The organism is Curtobacterium herbarum (assembly GCF_016907335.1).
Lineage (GTDB): Bacteria > Actinomycetota > Actinomycetes > Actinomycetales > Microbacteriaceae > Curtobacterium > Curtobacterium herbarum.
The window spans coordinates 1,639,080-1,655,331 of sequence record NZ_JAFBBT010000001.1 but is presented as its reverse complement, the minus strand read 5'-3'; the positions used below and the strand labels follow the sequence as shown (position 1 = coordinate 1,655,331).

The 16,252-nt window shown below is 71.6% G+C and carries 13 protein-coding genes and 1 tRNA gene; 2 read left to right on the top strand and 12 right to left on the bottom strand.

Translation table 11 applies throughout. The features are described from left to right. Positions 1-42 precede the first annotated feature (42 nt). The 7 genes from JOD51_RS07890 to polA all read right to left on the bottom strand — a co-directional run bounded on the left by JOD51_RS07890 (position 43) and on the right by polA (position 10,795). Positions 43-1,197 carry an acyltransferase gene (locus JOD51_RS07890; RefSeq protein ID WP_204607756.1) on the bottom strand — a complete coding sequence of 385 codons (1,155 nt, stop codon included), beginning with the start codon at positions 1,195-1,197 and terminating at the stop codon, positions 43-45. Beyond that, positions 1,194-2,807, bottom strand: coding sequence for an AMP-binding protein (locus tag JOD51_RS07885; RefSeq protein WP_204607755.1), 1,614 nt, complete (start codon positions 2,805-2,807; stop codon positions 1,194-1,196). Before JOD51_RS07885 ends, JOD51_RS07890 begins: the two co-directional genes overlap by 4 nt. A gap of 22 nt (positions 2,808-2,829) precedes the next feature. Then, entirely contained in the window at positions 2,830-3,906 is a 1,077-nt protein-coding gene (locus JOD51_RS07880) for a BPSS1187 family protein (protein WP_204607754.1), read from the bottom strand. Continuing rightward, positions 3,903-4,505: a dephospho-CoA kinase gene (gene coaE / locus JOD51_RS07875; RefSeq protein WP_204607753.1), complete on the bottom strand. Its 603-nt coding sequence runs from the start codon at positions 4,503-4,505 to the stop codon at positions 3,903-3,905. Before coaE ends, JOD51_RS07880 begins: the two co-directional genes overlap by 4 nt. Before the next feature lie 144 nt (positions 4,506-4,649). After that, positions 4,650-6,101 (bottom strand): 30S ribosomal protein S1, encoded by a 1,452-nt coding sequence (rpsA, locus tag JOD51_RS07870; RefSeq protein WP_204607752.1) that lies wholly within the window; start codon positions 6,099-6,101, stop codon positions 4,650-4,652. Between the two features lie 175 nt (positions 6,102-6,276). Further along, entirely contained in the window at positions 6,277-7,956 is a 1,680-nt protein-coding gene (locus tag JOD51_RS07865) for a DUF885 domain-containing protein (protein ID WP_204607751.1), read from the bottom strand. A gap of 166 nt (positions 7,957-8,122) precedes the next feature. Then, complete coding sequence (gene polA / locus JOD51_RS07860; protein WP_204607750.1) at positions 8,123-10,795, bottom strand: DNA polymerase I; 2,673 nt, start codon at positions 10,793-10,795, stop codon at positions 8,123-8,125. Between the two features lie 141 nt (positions 10,796-10,936). Between polA and JOD51_RS07855 the strand changes: the two genes are divergently transcribed. Next, entirely contained in the window at positions 10,937-11,305 is a 369-nt protein-coding gene (locus JOD51_RS07855; protein ID WP_204610995.1) for a PaaI family thioesterase, read from the top strand. A gap of 42 nt (positions 11,306-11,347) precedes the next feature. Here JOD51_RS07855 and JOD51_RS07850 read toward each other — a convergent pair whose 3' ends face one another. The 3 genes from JOD51_RS07850 to JOD51_RS07840 form a co-directional block, all read right to left on the bottom strand. Further along, on the bottom strand, positions 11,348-11,818 hold the full coding sequence (locus JOD51_RS07850) for a GNAT family N-acetyltransferase (protein WP_204607749.1): 471 nt from the start codon (positions 11,816-11,818) through the stop codon (positions 11,348-11,350). Between the two features lie 56 nt (positions 11,819-11,874). Beyond that, complete coding sequence (locus tag JOD51_RS07845; protein ID WP_110825040.1) at positions 11,875-12,480, bottom strand: ANTAR domain-containing response regulator; 606 nt, start codon at positions 12,478-12,480, stop codon at positions 11,875-11,877. A 114-nt stretch (positions 12,481-12,594) separates the two neighbouring features. After that, positions 12,595-12,674: transfer RNA gene (locus tag JOD51_RS07840), tRNA-Leu, on the bottom strand. Positions 12,675-12,847: 173 nt separating this feature from the next. Here JOD51_RS07840 and JOD51_RS17345 point away from each other — a divergent pair. Then, positions 12,848-13,387: an HdeD family acid-resistance protein gene (locus JOD51_RS17345; RefSeq protein WP_204607748.1), complete on the top strand. Its 540-nt coding sequence runs from the start codon at positions 12,848-12,850 to the stop codon at positions 13,385-13,387. A 25-nt stretch (positions 13,388-13,412) separates the two neighbouring features. On the opposite strand, the gene JOD51_RS07830 is transcribed toward JOD51_RS17345, so the two are convergent. Together JOD51_RS07830 and pyk are read right to left on the bottom strand one after the other, a co-directional pair. Next, positions 13,413-14,549, bottom strand: coding sequence for a VIT1/CCC1 transporter family protein (locus JOD51_RS07830; protein ID WP_204607747.1), 1,137 nt, complete (start codon positions 14,547-14,549; stop codon positions 13,413-13,415). 164 nt (positions 14,550-14,713) lie between these two features. Continuing rightward, on the bottom strand, positions 14,714-16,159 hold the full coding sequence (gene pyk / locus JOD51_RS07825; RefSeq protein ID WP_204607746.1) for a pyruvate kinase: 1,446 nt from the start codon (positions 16,157-16,159) through the stop codon (positions 14,714-14,716). Positions 16,160-16,252 lie beyond the last annotated feature (93 nt).

Genomic DNA, 16,252 nt, shown 5'->3' with positions numbered 1-16,252 from the left:
GACGGTCCGTCCGGAACGTCGGCAGGGCCCCACGGCACGTCGTCAGGTGCGCGCTCGCCGCGCGCGTGACGGCCGACCCGTGAGCGGCACGCTGAGCGGTGTCCACCGGAACACCTCGGTCACCGCGACCGACAGCACCAGCACGAGCACGTACGTGACGGGCGTCAGCCACGGCTTCGGCACCGCGCCCTCGAGCCAGCTGTCGCCGTACAGCAGCACCCAGATCATGAAGGGGTGGCTGAGGAAGATGCCGAACGACCGGTCCGAGCCGTAGTCGACGACGCGCGCCAGGACCGAACCGGGCCGCCGACGGTCCGCCCAGGCCGCGCCGATCGCCAGGAACCCGACGAAGACCGCCGTGCTCCAGAGCACCTGGACGGGCTGCAAGGGGGTGCCGGCCGCGTAGAGGGACTGGCCGAGGCCCACCTGCAGCCACCACACGCCGAGCGTCAACGCGCCGGTGCCCGCGAAGGCCCAGAGGACGGCGCGGCGGTGCTCGCGGATGAACCGGAGGAACGGGTCGGCGTGGTCCGCCGCCACCGCCCCGGAGACGATGAAGAACACGTACGAGAAGAAGAACTGCTTTTGGTACCCGTGCAGCCAGTCGATCGAGTGCGGCCAGTACTTGTACGCGGCGAACACGGCGAGCTGCAGGAGGAACGCGACGACGAGCAGCGTCACGTGGTGGCGGCGGGTGACCCGGACCAGCCAGACGATCACCGGCAGCAGCAGGTAGACCTGCATCGTCACGAGCAGGAAGTACAGGTGGTACCAGGACGTCCCGGTGACGATCCCCTCGGCGGACGTCGTGACCAGGGCCGGCACGTCGCCGCGGGTCGACGGGCTGACCAGCCAGGACGCCCCGACGTACACGGACGACCACGCCAGGTACGGCACGCCGACGAGCAGGAAGCGGCGCGGCCAGAACTGCGCCAGCGGACGCGGGCGCAGCGACCAGCTGTAGACGAGCACGAACGCGGTGAGCGAGAAGAACACCAGGCGTGTGAAGTGCAGCAGGCCGAGCAGGGCGTTCAGCGGGACGTCGTCGCTGGCGATGGTGTGGCTCGTGGTGTGCACGCCGATCACGCACGCGAACGTGAGGATGCGGAGGACGTCGACCTCGTACAGGTGCCGCGGCTTGCCGGAGGCCGTCCGGGTCGGGGTCTGCACGCCGGGCGTGGTCGTCGCGGCGCTCACCGGGACTCGGCCATCGCTCGGACCCGGGCGCGCTGCACCTTGCCCGTCGGTGCACGCGGCAGGTCGGGCACGACGGAGATCTCGGCCGGACGGCGGAACCGGGTCAGGGCGGACTCGGCCAGGGCGGTCAGGTCGGCGACGAGCCCGTCCGTGTCGACGTCGGGCTGCGGGATCACGTACGCCACCGGGACGGCGCCGAGCACCTCGTCCGGACGGCCGACGACGACCGCTTCGAGCACGCGCGGGTCGCGGAGCAGGACGTCCTCCACCTCGGACGGGTAGACCTTCTCGCCGCCGCGGTTGATGACGTCGTCGGACCGGCCGGCGAGCGACACCCAGCCGTCGTCCGCGACGGACCCGAGGTCGCCGGTCGCGAGCCAGCCGTCCGCGTCGAAGCGGTCGGCCGCCCGACCGCCCAGGTACGAGCGCACGATGCCGGGCCCACGCACCCACAGGGCGCCGATCGCACCGGCGGGCAGGAGCGAGCCGTCCTCGCCACGGACCTGGACCTCGGAGCCGACGGGCAGCCCGACGGTGCCGGGTCGGGACGGTGCGTCGAGCGGTGTGGCGGTGATCTGGCTGGCGCCCTCGGTCATCCCCCAGCTCACCACGAGCGGCAGGTCCCCGAGGGCGGCGCGCACCGGGTCGGGCAGCGGTGCGGAGGCGCTCCGCACGAACCGCAGGGTCGCGGGCGGCTGCAGCGGCCCGGTCTTGGCGAGGACCGCCAGGACCGCGGGCACGGCGTTCAACCACGTCACGCGGCGGTCGGCGAGCAGCTCCCAGAACCCGGTGCGGCGGAACCGACGGTCGAGCACCAGGGTGGCCCCGGCGACGAGGGTGGCGAGCAGACCCACCACCTCGGCGTTGACGTGGAACAGCGGCAGCGAGTTGAAGCCCCGGTCGTCGGCGGTCAGCCCGTTGTGCCGGGCGATCGCGTGCGCCACGAACCGGAGCTGTGACTCCGGCAGCTCGACGCCCTTCGGTGTCCCGGTGGACCCGGAGGTGAAGAGCACGACGGAGCCCTCGCCGGGGCCGTCGGTGGGTGCGCCGGTGGGTGCGTCGGTGGGTGTGCCGGTGGGGCCGTCGGTGGGCGCGCCGGTGGGTGTGCCCGGGACGTCGCCGTCGTGGACCCCGACCGGGAGGCCCGTGGCCGGGTCGATGCCGGCGGCCGCGGCTCCGGCGGCCGCGGCTCCGGCGGCCGCGGCTCCGGCGGGCGCGTCCCCGTTCCGGTCCGACACGACCATCGCCGCAACGCCGAGGAGGGCCGCCAGTCGGGCGGGCTCGGAGGCCGGCTGCCCGGTGTCGACCGGCACGGACCGACGGCCGGTGGCGATCGCGGCGAGGTGCACGACGGCGAAGGCGATCGGGTCACCGACGTCGACCAGGACGCCGCCGGAGGCCGGGACACCGATCGCGTCGAACGTCCGCGACCACGCGGTCACCGCGGTGTCGAGACCACGGTAGGTCAGGGTCCGGTCGGAGCGTGCGTCCTCGAGGTAGACGTGGTCCGGGGTCTGCTCGGCCCGCTGCCGGATGAGCGCGGCCAGGGTGACGCCGTCGCTGGTGACCGGCGTCCGGTCGGGGGTGGGGCGTTCGCCGTCGTGCTGCACCGCCCCATCGTATTTCCGCCGGCTACGACCGTCCGGAGGGAACGGCAGGGGTCGGGAACCGGTGCAGCATCCACTGCCAGATCCGGAGCATCCGCGGGTCGCCGTGCTCGTCGAGCGGGGTCGAGTCCTTGATGATCCGCGAGTGCGCCCGGTGCGGCTCGCCCACCGGCAGCTCGGTGAGGATCGCGTGCGGATCGGCTCCCGGTGGCGGGGGCGCGGTGTCGGTCCGCCACGGCCCCGCGGTGCCGCCTGACCCTTCGGTGGAGCGGTCGCCGTCGAGGCCCATCGCCGACCACGAGCCGGTGATCCGCGGCCCGAACTCGTCGCGGACGTCGTCCAGCGCGTACATCCGGCTCACCGGGGTCTGCCCGGGGTGGTCCATCCAGGCCGCGTGCACCGGGCCGACGGACTCCACGGGTGACGAGAACATCAGCGCCCCGAGCACCGGCCGGATGTGCGCGATGTACGCGGCTTCACCCCCGCCCTGCGAGTGCCCGGCGACGACGATGTCCTGCCACCGGATGTCCTCGTCGGCGTGCACGAACCGCCCCCACCCGCCGTCGGGGTCGACGTCGTCCAGGTGCGCGACCGCGTCCCGGAAGCGGGACACGATCGACCCGGCCGGACTGACGTCGCTCACCGCGGAACCCCGGGTGCCGTCGAACCGGTTCCGCTGCACCTGGCCGTAGCAGCGGGCGTCCGCCTCGCACGTGCCGGACAGGGTCTTGCCGAGGTTCCAGTAGTCGAGGCCCAGCACGTGGTAGCCGTCGTCGAGCGCCGTGGTGAGGAACCGCTGGTAGTCGGCCGGCTTCGCCCGGGTCGCCGGCAGGAAGAGCAGCAGCGGACCGCTCGGCGAGGTCCGGGCAGCGAAGTCGTCCCGGTTCGGGGCCAGTCGCTCCCCGTCGATCGCGCCGAGTCGGAAGCGGTGGAAGTCGCCGTGCGGTGCGTCGCCGGGCTCGAGCGTCCGGTGCGGCTGCGCGGGCCGGCCGCCCTCCGCGACGCGCTGGCCGCCCAGGACGTTCGCCCCGACCAGCGCGGCGAGGCCCATCGCGACCATGACGAGGACCGCGACGACGAGCAGTCGGTGGTGCGTCCTCATCGGACGAGTCGCGCCCAGACCTCGTCGGCCGAGCGGAGCGTCTGCTCGAGCGTGCCGGTCGCGTCCACCACGTGGTCCGCCAGGGCCAGTCGCTCGGCGTCGGACGCCTGCGCGGCCACCCGACGCTCGGCGTCCTCGCGGCGCATCCCCCGGTGCTCGACGAGCCGGTCGATCCGGACGGCGGCGGGGGCGTCGACGACCACGACGGCGTCGAAGCGCAGCGGACGCGAGCCCCGGGCCTCGGCGAGGAGCGGGACGTCGTAGACGACCACGGCGTCCGGGTCGGCCGCCTCGGCTGCGTCGAAGCGCTGCTGTGCGAGGCGCCAGACCTCCGGGTGGGTGATGCCTTCCAATGCCTTGCGCGCCTCCGGGTCGGCGAAGACGACGGCACCGAGCGCCGGGCGGTCGAGACTGCCGTCCGGGGCGATCACCGCGTCGCCGAAGCGCTCGCGCACCGCCTGCAACCCCGGGCTGCCCGGCGCGACGGCGTCCCGCGCCAGTCGATCCGCGTCGACGACGACCGCGCCGTGGTCCGAGAACCGCTCCGAGACCGTCGACTTGCCCGCGGCGATGCCGCCCGTGAGTCCGATGATGCGCACACCGACAGGGTGTCACGGACTGCTCCACGAATGCCCGCAGCCGCCACGACGAGGAAGAAGCCCGGTCCTGGTCGTCCCGGGGGACGATCAGGACCGGGCTTCCGGTCGATGCGACGGGTGATCAGCTCACCCGGTCACATCCGTTCAGCTGTTGCTGAGCTTCTCGCGCAGCGCGGCGAGGGACGCGTCGTCGGCGAGGGTGCCGGCTCCGGTCGCCTCGCTCGTGAACGTCGAAGCGGCGGCCGGGAGGTCGAAGCCACCCTGCGCCTCCTCGGTGAGGGACTTGGCGACCTGGGCCTTGTGGGCCTCCCAACGCGCCTGGGCGGCCGCGTACTGGCCCTCCCACTCGGTGCGCTGGGTGTCGTAGCCCTCGAGCCACTCGTTGGTCTCCGGGTCGAAGCCGTCGGGGTACTTGTAGTCACCCTTGTCGTCGTACTCGGTCGGCATGCCGTAGAGCGCCGGGTCGAACTCGGTGCTCTCCGGGTCGACGCCCTCGTTGGCCTGCTTGAGGCTGAGCGAGATGCGGCGACGGTCGAGGTCGATGTCGATGATCTTGACGAAGACCTCGTCGCCCACGGACACGACCTGCTCGGCGAGCTCGACGTGCTTGTTCGAGAGCTCCGAGATGTGCACCAGACCCTCGATGCCGTCCGCGACGCGGACGAAGGCACCGAACGGCACGAGCTTCGTGACCTTGCCCGGCGCGATCTGACCGATCGCGTGGGTGCGGGCGAAGACCTGCCACGGGTCTTCCTGGGTGGCCTTGAGCGAGAGCGACACGCGCTCGCGGTCCAGGTCCACCTCGAGGATCTCGACGGTGACTTCCTGACCGACCTCCACGACCTCGCTGGCGTGCTCGATGTGCTTCCAGCTGAGCTCGGAGACGTGGACGAGACCGTCGACGCCGCCGAGGTCGACGAACGCACCGAAGTTGACGATCGACGAGACGACGCCCTTGCGGACCTGGCCCTTGTGGAGGTTGTTCAGGAAGGTGGTGCGCGACTCGGACTGCGTCTGCTCGAGCAGGGCGCGGCGCGAGAGGACCACGTTGTTGCGGTTCTTGTCGAGTTCGAGGATCTTCGCCTCGAGCTCCTGACCGAGGTACGGGGTCAGGTCGCGGACGCGGCGCAGCTCGATGAGCGATGCCGGGAGGAAGCCGCGGAGGCCGATGTCGACGATCAGGCCACCCTTGACGACCTCGATGACCGTACCGGTCACGACGCCGTCGGACTCCTTGATCTTCTCGACGTCGCCCCATGCACGCTCGTACTGTGCACGCTTCTTCGACAGGATCAGGCGGCCTTCCTTGTCCTCCTTCTGGAGGACCAGGGCCTCGACCTCGTCACCGACGTTGACGACCTCGTTGGGGTCGACGTCGTGCTTGATCGAGAGCTCGCGCGAGGGGATGACACCCTCGGTCTTGTACCCGACGTCGAGGAGGACCTCGTCGCGGTCGATCTTCACGACGGTGCCGGAGATGAGGTCTCCGTCGTTGAAGAACTTCAGGGTCTTCTCGACCTCGGCCAGGAAGTCATCAGCCGAGCCGATGTCGTTGATGGCGACCTGCTTGGGAGCCTTGGTCGTGGTGGTTGTCATGTAGAGATTGCTCCGAACGGACATGAGTCGGGCCGTGGCGGCGAGGGAGCGACCCCCGGTCCGCGAGCCGGTCGAGCGACCGGTGCGAGCCACCATGGCGATGAGTGTTGTTGGCGCGGATTGCGCCGCACAAGTCTATCCAGCTGGAGGGATGCCCACAACCGGGCACGTGGGCTCAGCCGACGAGCGCACTCCGCAGCGTGCCGAGGCCGACACCGCCGAGCGCGAGGGCCCGGTGGTGGAAGGCCTTGAGGTCGAACGCCGACCCCTCGCGTGCCGCCACGTCGTCGCGGATCGACTCCCAGACGCGCTGCCCGACCTTGTACGACGGCGCCTGTCCCGGCCACCCGAAGTAGCGAGCGACCTCGAACTGCACGAACGCGGGGTCCATGTTGACGTTCTGCCCCATGAAGTCGAGGGCGTACTCCCACGTCCAGCCGCCGCCGTCGGGGTTGGTCTTCTGCAGGTGCACGCCGATGTCGAGCACCACGCGGGCGGCCCGCATCCGCTGTCCGTCGAGCATGCCCAGACGGTCACCGTCGTCGTCCAGGAACCCGAGCTGCTCCATCAACCGCTCGGCGTACAGCGCCCAGCCCTCGACGTGCCCGGACGGCCCGGCCAGCTGACGGCGCCAGGTGTTCAGCTCGCCGCGGTTGTAGACGGCCTGGCTGATCTGCAGGTGGTGGCCCGGGACGCCCTCGTGGTAGACGGTCGTCTTCTCGCGCCAGGTGCCGAACTCGGTGACGCCCTGCGGGACCGACCACCACATGCGGCCGGCCCGCGAGAAGTCGTCGGACGGACCCGTGTAGTAGATCCCGCCCTCCTGCGTCGGGGCGATCCGGCACTCCAGGCGCTTGATCGGGTCCGCGATGTCGAAGTAGCGACCGTCCATCGCCCGGATCGACTCGTCGCTGGTCTCCTGCATCCACGCACGGAGCGCGTCGGTGCCGTGCAGCACCCGTGCGGGGTCCGCGTCCAGCACCTCGATCGCCCGGGCGACACCCGCGCCGGACTCGATGCGGTCGGCGATGCGCTCCTGCTCGTCGCGCATCCGGGCGAGCTCCTCGAGGCCCCACTCGTACGTCTCGTCCAGGTCGACGACGGCGCCGAGGAACCGACGGGAGTGCAGCGCGTAGTCGTCACGGCCGACGGCGTCCACCGGGGTCGAGAGCGGCAGCACGTCGTGCTCCAGGAAGGCGCCGAAGGACCGGTAGGCGGCTGCGGCGAGCTCCGCCCCGCGCGTCAGTTCGGCCCGCAGCTGCTCGGGGACCGGAGCACCACCCTCGAGTGCGGCACCGTCGGCGAGGTGGCGGAAGAAGCCGTCCGGCGCGCCGTTCCGGGCGGCCTGCTCGGCGATGAGCTCGACCTGGCGCTTCGCCGCGGTGACCCCCTCGCGCGTGCCCTCGAGCAGCGTCTCGCGGTAGCCCTCCAGCGCGTCCGGCAGCGCCTGCAGACGACCGGCGACGTCCTGCCAGTCCTCCGCGGTGGCGGTCGGCATCAGGTCGAACACGTCACGGAGGGACTGCGCCGGGCTCTGGATGACGTTCAGGTCGCGGAGGTGCAGCTGCCGCTCGTACGACTCGACGGTCAGGTCGAGCTCGGCACCCAGGTCCGTCTTCGTCACCCGGTCGACGTCGTCCTGCGCATCAGCGGCGTCGAGCGCGCGGCGTGCGGCGCGAGCGGCGTCGGCCAGGGCTGCGGCTCCCGCCGGCGAGGTGTCGCCGTACCCGTCGGTCCGCCCCGGGACGCCGATGTAGGTGGCGACGGTCGGGTCGAGGTCCACGAGCGTGGTGACCCACTGCTCGGCGACCTGGTCGACGGCGGACGGCTGACGGACGGGACGGTCATCGCTCATGTCCCCGACCCTACCCACCGGCCCGACCCTCCCCACCAGCACGACCCTCCTCACCAGCACGACCCTCCCCACCGGCGCGACCCTCCCACCAGCACGACGTGGGCGGCGGGACGGACGGGAGGCGCGCCTCCCGTCCGTCCCGCCGCCCACGCGGGTGCGACCGCGCTCAGTGCGCCGCCGCCTCCCAGTTCGCGCCGACGCCGACCGAGACGTCGAGCGGGACGGTCAGCTCGGCTGCGCCGCCCATGCGGGTCCGGAGGATGTCCTCGACCTGGTCCTGCTCCCCCGGTGCGATCTCGAGGATCAGTTCGTCGTGCACCTGCAGCAGCAGCCGTGATCCGAGGCCGCGGTCGCGGAGGTCCGAGTCGACCCCGAGCATCGCGATCTTCATGATGTCGGCGGCCGACCCCTGGATCGGGGCGTTCAGCGCGGCACGCTCGGCGTTCTCGCGGAGCACCCGGTTCGGGCTCTTCAGGTCCGGGAACGGGCGGCGGCGACCGAAGATCGTCTCGGTGTAGCCGTCTTCGCGGGCCTGCTCGACGACGTTCCGGAGGTAGTCACGCACCGCACCGAAGCGGGCGAAGTACTCGGTCATCAGGGTGCGGGCTTCGCTCTGCTCGATGCGGAGCTGCTTCGACAGGCCGAACGCGCTGAGCCCGTACGCCAGGCCGTAGGACATCGCCTTGACCTTGGTGCGCATCTCGGGGCTGACGTCGGACGGCTCGACGCCGAAGACGCGGGCGCCGACGAAGCGGTGCAGGTCCTCGCCCTCGTTGAACGCCTGGATCAGCCCGGCGTCACCCGACAGGTGCGCCATGATCCGCATCTCGATCTGCGAGTAATCGGCGGTGAGGAGCGTCGTGTACGGCTCGGCCACCGCGAAGGCCGACCGGATGCGGCGACCCACCGCGGTCTTCACCGGGATGTTCTGCAGGTTCGGGTCGGTCGAGGACACGCGGCCGGTGCTCGTGCCGGTCTGCTCGTACCGGGTGTGGATCCGGCCGTCGACCACGGCGGCGTCGAGGGTGTCGACGATCTGGCGCAGCTTCGTGGCGTCGCGGTGCTGCAGCAGCAGGCCGAGGAACGGGTGCGGGTGCTGCTCCTGCAGGTCGGTGAGGCTGGCGGCGTCGGTGGAGAAGCCGGTCTTCGTCTTGCGGGTCTTCGGCATCGCGAGCTCGGTGAAGAGCACTTCCTGCAGCTGCTTCGGCGATCCGAGGTTGACCTCGTGCCCGATCTCGGCGAAGGCCTGCTGGGCGAGGTCCGCGGCGCGCTCCCCGAGTTCGTGGGACAGCCCGGTCAGGACCGGCCGGTCGATGCCGACGCCCGTGGTCTCCATCCGGGCGAGCACCGACGTCAGCGGCAGCTCGATGGTGTCGAGGACCGTGAGCGAGGTCGGGTCGACACGTGCCCGGAGCGCGGTGACCACGCGGAGGACGTACCAGGCGTGCACGCCGACGTTCACCGGGTCGGTCTCGGGGACGAGCTGGTTCGGGTCCGCCGTCGGCAGTTCCTCGCTGAGTTCCTGGTAGACGAGGTCGGCCAGGGGCTGCCCCTGCTTGCCGGGGTTCGCGAGCCAGCCGGTGATGCGGGCGTCGCCGGCGATCCCCGCGACGGTGAAGCCCGCCGTGCCGAGCGCCTTGATCGCGGCCTTGGCGTCGTGGAAGTGCTTGGGTGCGTCCGAGGCGAACCAGGCGGCGAGCTGCTCGTAGTCCTGCGCACCGCTGCCGCCCGGCACCAGCACGGCGTCGTCGTGGGTCGCGATGCCGATGGCGCTGAGGCGGCCGTCGATGACCTCCACCGCGACCCCGAAGCCGTTCTCGGCGTCGGCGGCGGCCTTGCGGTCGAGCCAGTAGCCGAGCTCTTCGTCGATCAGGGTCTTCACCGGCGGCGGGGTCGGACCGGCGTCCGAGACGCTGCCGTCCGTCGTCGACGGGTCGGTCGGTTCGCCGCTGCCGACGACCTTGAACACCCGGTCGAGCAGGGTGCGGAACTGCAGCGTGGCGAAGAGTTCCCGCACCGCGGCTTCGTCGAGCGGGCGGAGGGCGACGTCCGCGGGGCCGACCGGCAGCTCGACGTCGGTGACGAGCCGGTTCAGGCGGCGGTTCCGGATCGCCCGGTCGCGCTGCTCGCGGAGGTTGTTGCCGACGACGCCCTTGATCTCGTCGGCGTGCTCGAGCACCCCGTCGAGCGAGCCGTACTGGGTGACCCACTTCACCGCGGTCTTCTCACCGACCTTGTCGATGCCGATCAGGTTGTCGCTGGTCTCCCCCACCAGCGCCGCGATGTCCGGGTACTGGTGCGGTTCGATGCCGTACCGCTCGTACACCTTGTCGCGGTCGTAGCGGGTGAGTTCGGAGACGCCCCGGACCGACGGGTACAGCAGCGTGACGTCGTCGTTGACGAGCTGGATCGAGTCGCGGTCGCCCGACACGACGTAGACCTGGAAGCCCTGGTCGGCACCCTGCTTCGAGAGGGTCGCGAGGATGTCGTCGGCCTCGTAGTCCTCCTTCGTGACGGTGGTGATGCCCATCGCCTCGAGCGCCTGCTGCAGCAGCGGGATCTGGCCCTTGAACTCGGCCGGGGTCTCGGAGCGGGTGCCCTTGTACTCGGCGTACTCCCGCGTGCGGAACGAGAACCGGGAGATGTCGAACGCGACCGCCAGGTGCGTCGGCTTCTCACGCTGGAGGAGCATGAGCAGCATCGAGATGAACCCGTGGATGGCGTTCGTGTGCTGCCCCTCGCGGTTCACGAAGCTGTCGACCGGCAGCGCGTAGAAGGCCCGGAAGGCGAGCGAATGGCCGTCGATGACCATGAGGGTAGGCTTTGCGGAGTCCGACACCCGGACAGCCTACCGACGGCCCCCGACAGGGTGTGGCCTCGGCCCGGGCAGAACGAGCACGCGGAAGGCCGACGCGACGTGACCGACGAACAGACCGTCCAGGGTCCACCGGAGGCGGTCGCCGAGTACCTCGCCCGCGGCATGGGCGAACTCGCCGACAAGATGGGCATGGTCGTCACGGAGCTCGGGGCGGACCGTGCCGTCGCCTCCATCCCGGTCGAGGGCAACCGACAGCCCGCCGGCCTGCTGCACGGCGGCGCGTACGTCGTCCTGGCCGAGAGCCTCGGGTCGATGGCGGCGAACATCCACGCCGGCCCCGGGCGCTACGCGGTCGGCATCGAGCTCAGTGCCTCGCACACGCGGAGCGCCACGAGCGGCCGCGTCACCGGCACGTGCACCGCCATCCACCTCGGCGGCACGCTCACCACGCACGAGATCGTCCTGACCGACGACGAGGGTCGGCGCTGCTCGACCGTGCGCATCACCAACATCATCCGCGACGCACGCTGACGGACGTCCTCCGTCCGACGTGCGGGGGTAGGTCCCCCGGGATCAGGCCTCGGGTGGTCGCTGCAGCAGCAGCGGGGTGTCGCCGAAGCCGAGCCGTCGGTAGAGCGTCTCGCCGTCGACGCTCGAGTGCACCGAGGTCCGCTCGACCCCGGCCTCGTCCGCGAGCTCCAGCAGTGCCGTCACGATCCGCCCCGCGACACCCCGTCCGCGGAGGTCCGGGTGCACGTAGACCGTCTGCACGTCGCCCGTCACCCGGCGACCGGGCCGGTCGGGGGTCGGCGGTCGCGCGGTCAACGCCAGCCACCCCATGCCGAGCACGACGCCGTCGCGCTCGGCCACCACACAGCGGTGGCTCTCCGGGTGGGCGGCGGCGAACGCCGTCATCGCGTGCCGGAAGTCGGCGGCGGACACGGTTGGCGCGGCCCCGCCCTCGTCGACACTCCAGCGCCAGCGCAGGTCGGCCACCGTCGGCAGGTCCGCCGGTCGGGAGGCCCGGATCACCACGTCGTCCATGCCCTCACCCTGCCACGTGGCCGGGGCGCGCCGGACGGCGGGTCGCCGTGCGGCGACTACTTCTTGGCGCTGAGCTGCTCGATGATCGCCTTGGCGACGTCGTGCATGGTCAGGCGGCGGTCCATCGACGCCTTCTGGATCCAGCGGAACGCCTCGGGCTCGGTGAGGCCCATCTTCTCGTTGAGCAGGCCCTTGGCCCGGTCGACGAGCTTGCGCGTCTCGAAGCGCTCGACGAGGTCCGCGACCTCTGCCTCGAGCGTGATGATCTGCTGGTACCGCGAGAGGGCGATCTCGATCGCGGGGAGCAGGTCGTTCGGGGTGAAGGGCTTCACGACGTAGGCCAGCGCACCGGCTTCGGTCGCGCGCTCGACGAGCTCCTTCTGGCTGAACGCCGTGAGGAGGACGACCGGCGCGATGTGGTTCTTCGACAGCTTCTCGGCTGCGGAGATGCCGTCGAGCTGCGGCATCTTGACGTCCATGATGACGAGGTCGGGACGCAGGTCGGTCGCGAGCTGCACCGCGGTCTCACCGTCGCCGGCTTCACCGACCACGTCGAACCCGTTGTCGCGCAGGATCTCGACGATGTCGAGGCGGATGAGCGACTCGTCCTCGGCGACGACGACGCGACGGGGTGCTGCTGCGGTTGCTTCTGTGTCACTCACGACGGAGAGCCTACTAGACGCTCGATCCGACCGCGGCAACCCGGCCGTGACGATCAGCACCGTGACGATGAGCACCGCAACGATGATCACCGCAACGATGGGCACCGGGACCAGTACGAGTGGCGGGACTCGAACCCGCACGCCAGAGGCAGAGCATTTTGAGTGCTCCGTGTCTACCATTCCACCACACTCGCGAGCCGTGCCAGCGTAGCAGGAGGACCCCGAGGCGCAGCAGGAGCAACCCGAGGCGCAGCGTCCGGCGAGGGCGGAGTCGGGCCCCGACGCGGCCGGGTGCGCTCGGACCACGACGCGCGACGCCCGGTCACGGTACGGTCGGAGGTCCGGCTGACCTGTCAGGAGGAGCCCCGTGGACTCTCGTGCCGTCCGCACGTTCCGCGCGTTCGTCGTGGTCACCGCCGTCGTCGCGGTGGCCGCCGGCGTCGTCGCCGTCGTCTGGCCGCGTCCGACCCTCGTGCTCGTCGCGCTGCTGTTCGGCGTCTACCTGGTCGTCGCGGGAGCGATGCGGGTGTTCGCAGCGGCGCGCGGGCACGGCACACCGGCCGCGTGGCGCTGGACCTCGGGCGTGGTCGGCACCCTCGTGGGGCTCGCCGGACTGGTGACGCTGCTCGACCCCGCCGTGCCGCTCGTCGTGTACGCGCTCCTCGGCGGCCTCGCCTTCCTGGTCGAGGGCGTCGCCGCGCTCGTCGGCGCCCTGGTCGGGCACCCCGGGTCCTCGCGCGGGCCGACCGTCGTCAGCGGCGTGCTCTCGCTGCTCTGCGGTGCCGCCGTGCTCCTCGCGCCGACGACGGCCCTCGAGGTGTTCACGGTCCTGGCGGGCATCGCGCTCGTCGGGGTCGGCAGCGCGGCCCTGCTCCTGCTGCCGGCGCGCGCGGCCGCACGCCGCTGACCCCGCCGGCCGGCGTGGATCGGGGTCAGCCCGTGCTCGTCCCGAAGAGCAGACCGAGCAGGTAGGTCACGACGGCGGCTCCGAAGCCGATGCCGAGCTGCCGCAGTGCACGCCGGAGCGGTGAGGCGCCGCTCAGGACACCGACCACCGCACCGGTGCCGAGCAGGGCGAGACCGACCAGGGTGGCCGCCACGCCGATCGCCGGCCAGCCCTCGAGCCCGAACAGGTAGGGCAGGACCGGGATGACCGCACCCGAGGCGAAGAAGCAGAAGCTGGAGAGCGCCGCGCTCGTGCCGGTGCCGATCGCCTCGTGGTCGTCCGTGTCCTCGCCGGCGCCCGCTCGGGGCAGCGCCGACCGCGACCGGACGACGGGCACGCCGGCGGTGGTCGGTGCCGTGAGCAAGACGGCGATGACCTCGTCCGCGTGCGCGGCGGCCTCGTCCTCGGTCATCCCCCGCGCCCGGTAGACCAGGGCGAGCTCGTTCGCGTCGACGTCGAGGTCCGCGACCGCGTGCTGCGCCTCGGGGTGCGGCGTCGAGGCCTCGAGCAGTTCACGCTGCGACCGGACCGACACGTACTCCCCCGCGCCCATCGACAGCGCACCGGCGAGCAGACCCGCGACGCCGCTGAGCAGCACGAAGTGCCGGTCCGCTCCGGAGGCGCTGATGCCGATGATGAGCGCCAGGTTCGACACGAGGCCGTCGTTCGCCCCGAAGACCGCGGCCCGGAAGGTCCCGGACAGCCGCATCCGACCCCGGTTCGCGAGCCCCCGCACCACCTCACCGTGGATCCGTTCGTCGGCCGCCATCGTCGCGGTCGCGTCGGCGTCGTCCGCGTACGGCGAACGGTCCTCGGCCCGCTGCATCAGCGCGAGTACGAACACCGACCCGAACCGCTTCGCCAGGGCCGCGAGGACACGCGTCCGCAGACTGCCCGCGAGCGGCCGGCCGACGTCGTCGCCGAGCAGGTCCCGCCAGTGCTGTTCGTGGCGACCCTCGGCCTCGGCGAGACCGGCGAGGATCTCGCGCTCCTCACCGGTCCGACGCGCGGACAGGTTCCGGTAGACGGCCGCCTCGGCGCGCTCGTCGGCCAGGTAGCGGCGCCACCGCTGCACGTCGGCACGCGAGCGCGTGCTGTCGGACTGGAGGCTCGGATCACCCATGCGACGCTCCTCGCGTGTTCGGTCGGTCGGGACGGGACCACGCTACCGACGCGGGCTGCGTCGGGGACGCGCCCCGGGCCTCCCGGCTGTCGGCCCGGAGGGCGGGCACGAGGCGAGGCCGCCACCCGGAGTGGGTGACGGCCTCGGATCGGGACGAGCGGCGCTCAGTCGCGGACGTACGCCGGAGCGGCCTCGGCGTGTGCGTCGCCGACGCGGTGCACGCGGAGGTCGTTCGTCGAGCCCTCGAGTCCGGGAGGGGAACCCGCCGTGACGATCACGCGGTCGCCGGGGATGGCGAGACCGTTGTCGATGAGGACGTCGTCGACCTGCGAGAAGAGCTCGTCGGTGTGCGTCTTCCGGTCCACCAGGAACGAGCGCACGCCCCAGGTCAGCGCCAGGCGGCGACGGGTCGCCTCGTTCGGCGTGAAGGCGATGATCGGCAGGCCGTGGCGGAGGCGCGACATGCGGCGCGCGGAGTCGCCCGACTCGGTGAACACGCAGAGGTAGGACGCCTCGGTGAACTCGGCGATCTCGACGGCGGCGAGGGTGATCGCGCCACCGAGGGTGCGCGGCTTGGTGCCGAGCGGGGCGATGCGCTCGAGGCCGTGGTCCTCGGTCGACTCGACGATGCGGGCCATGGTGCGGACCGTCTCGATCGGGTAGTCGCCGACGCTCGTCTCACCGGACAGCATGACCGCGTCGGCACCGTCGAGGACGGCGTTCGCGACGTCGGAGGTCTCGGCTCGGGTCGGGATCGGCGACGAGATCATCGACTCGAGCATCTGCGTCGCGACGATGACCGGCTTCGCCATCCGGCGGGAGAGCTCGACCGCGCGCTTCTGGACGATCGGGACCGCCTCGAGCGGCAGTTCCACGCCGAGGTCACCGCGGGCGACCATGATGCTGTCGAAGGCGTCGATGATCTCCTCGAGCGCGTCGACGGCCTGCGGCTTCTCGACCTTCGCGATCACCGGGAGGCGCTTGCCCTCCTCGTCCATGATCTCGTGGGCCCGGACGACGTCCGAGGCGTTGCGGACGAAGGACAGCGCGATGAGGTCCGCGCCGATCCGGATGCCCCAGCGCAGGTCGGCCTCGTCCTTCTCGCTCAGCGCGGGGACGTTCACCGCCACGCCCGGGAGGTTGATGCCCTTGTTGTTCGAGACCATGCCGCCGACGACGACCTCGGTGCGCACGCGCACCCCGTCGGTGTCGAGGACACGGAGGCGGACCCGGCCGTCGTCGATGAGCAGCGGGTCACCGGGCTTGACGTCCTGCGGCAGGCCCTTGAACGTCGTGCCGCAGACGTCCTTCGTGCCGGGGATGTCCTCGGTCGTGATGGTGAACTCGTCACCGACGGCCAGCTCGTGCGGGCCGTCGGCGAACTTCGCGAGACGGATCTTCGGTCCCTGCAGGTCGACGAGGATCGCGACGGGCTTGCCGAGCTCCTCGGCGGCACGACGGACGTTGACGTAGTTGGCCTCGTGCACGCTGTAGTCACCGTGGCTGAGGTTCAGGCGGGCCACGTCGACCCCGGCCTGGATGATCTGCTTGACGACCTCGTAGTCGGCGGTGGCAGGTCCGAGCGTCGAAACGATCTTTGCGCGTCTCAATGGATTCCTTCGTGTGGTGGTGTGGCTTCGGGAACGACGAGAGGCCACCAGCACCCTATCGAGTGCGGGTGGCCTCTCGTCTACGGGGAGGGG

Bases quoted from the DNA above. Each gene is read 5' to 3' on its own strand.
- JOD51_RS07880 (WP_204607754.1), bottom strand. From the start codon at position 3,906: ATGAGGACGCACCACCGACTGCTCGTCGTCGCGGTCCTCGTCATGGTC.
- rpsA (WP_204607752.1), bottom strand. From the start codon at position 6,101: ATGACAACCACCACGACCAAGGCTCCCAAGCAGGTCGCCATCAACGAC.
- JOD51_RS07865 (WP_204607751.1), bottom strand. From the start codon at position 7,956: ATGAGCGATGACCGTCCCGTCCGTCAGCCGTCCGCCGTCGACCAGGTC.
- JOD51_RS07855 (WP_204610995.1), top strand. From the start codon at position 10,937: ATGGGCGAACTCGCCGACAAGATGGGCATGGTCGTCACGGAGCTCGGG.
- JOD51_RS07850 (WP_204607749.1), bottom strand. From the start codon at position 11,818: ATGGACGACGTGGTGATCCGGGCCTCCCGACCGGCGGACCTGCCGACG.
- JOD51_RS07830 (WP_204607747.1), bottom strand. From the start codon at position 14,549: ATGGGTGATCCGAGCCTCCAGTCCGACAGCACGCGCTCGCGTGCCGAC.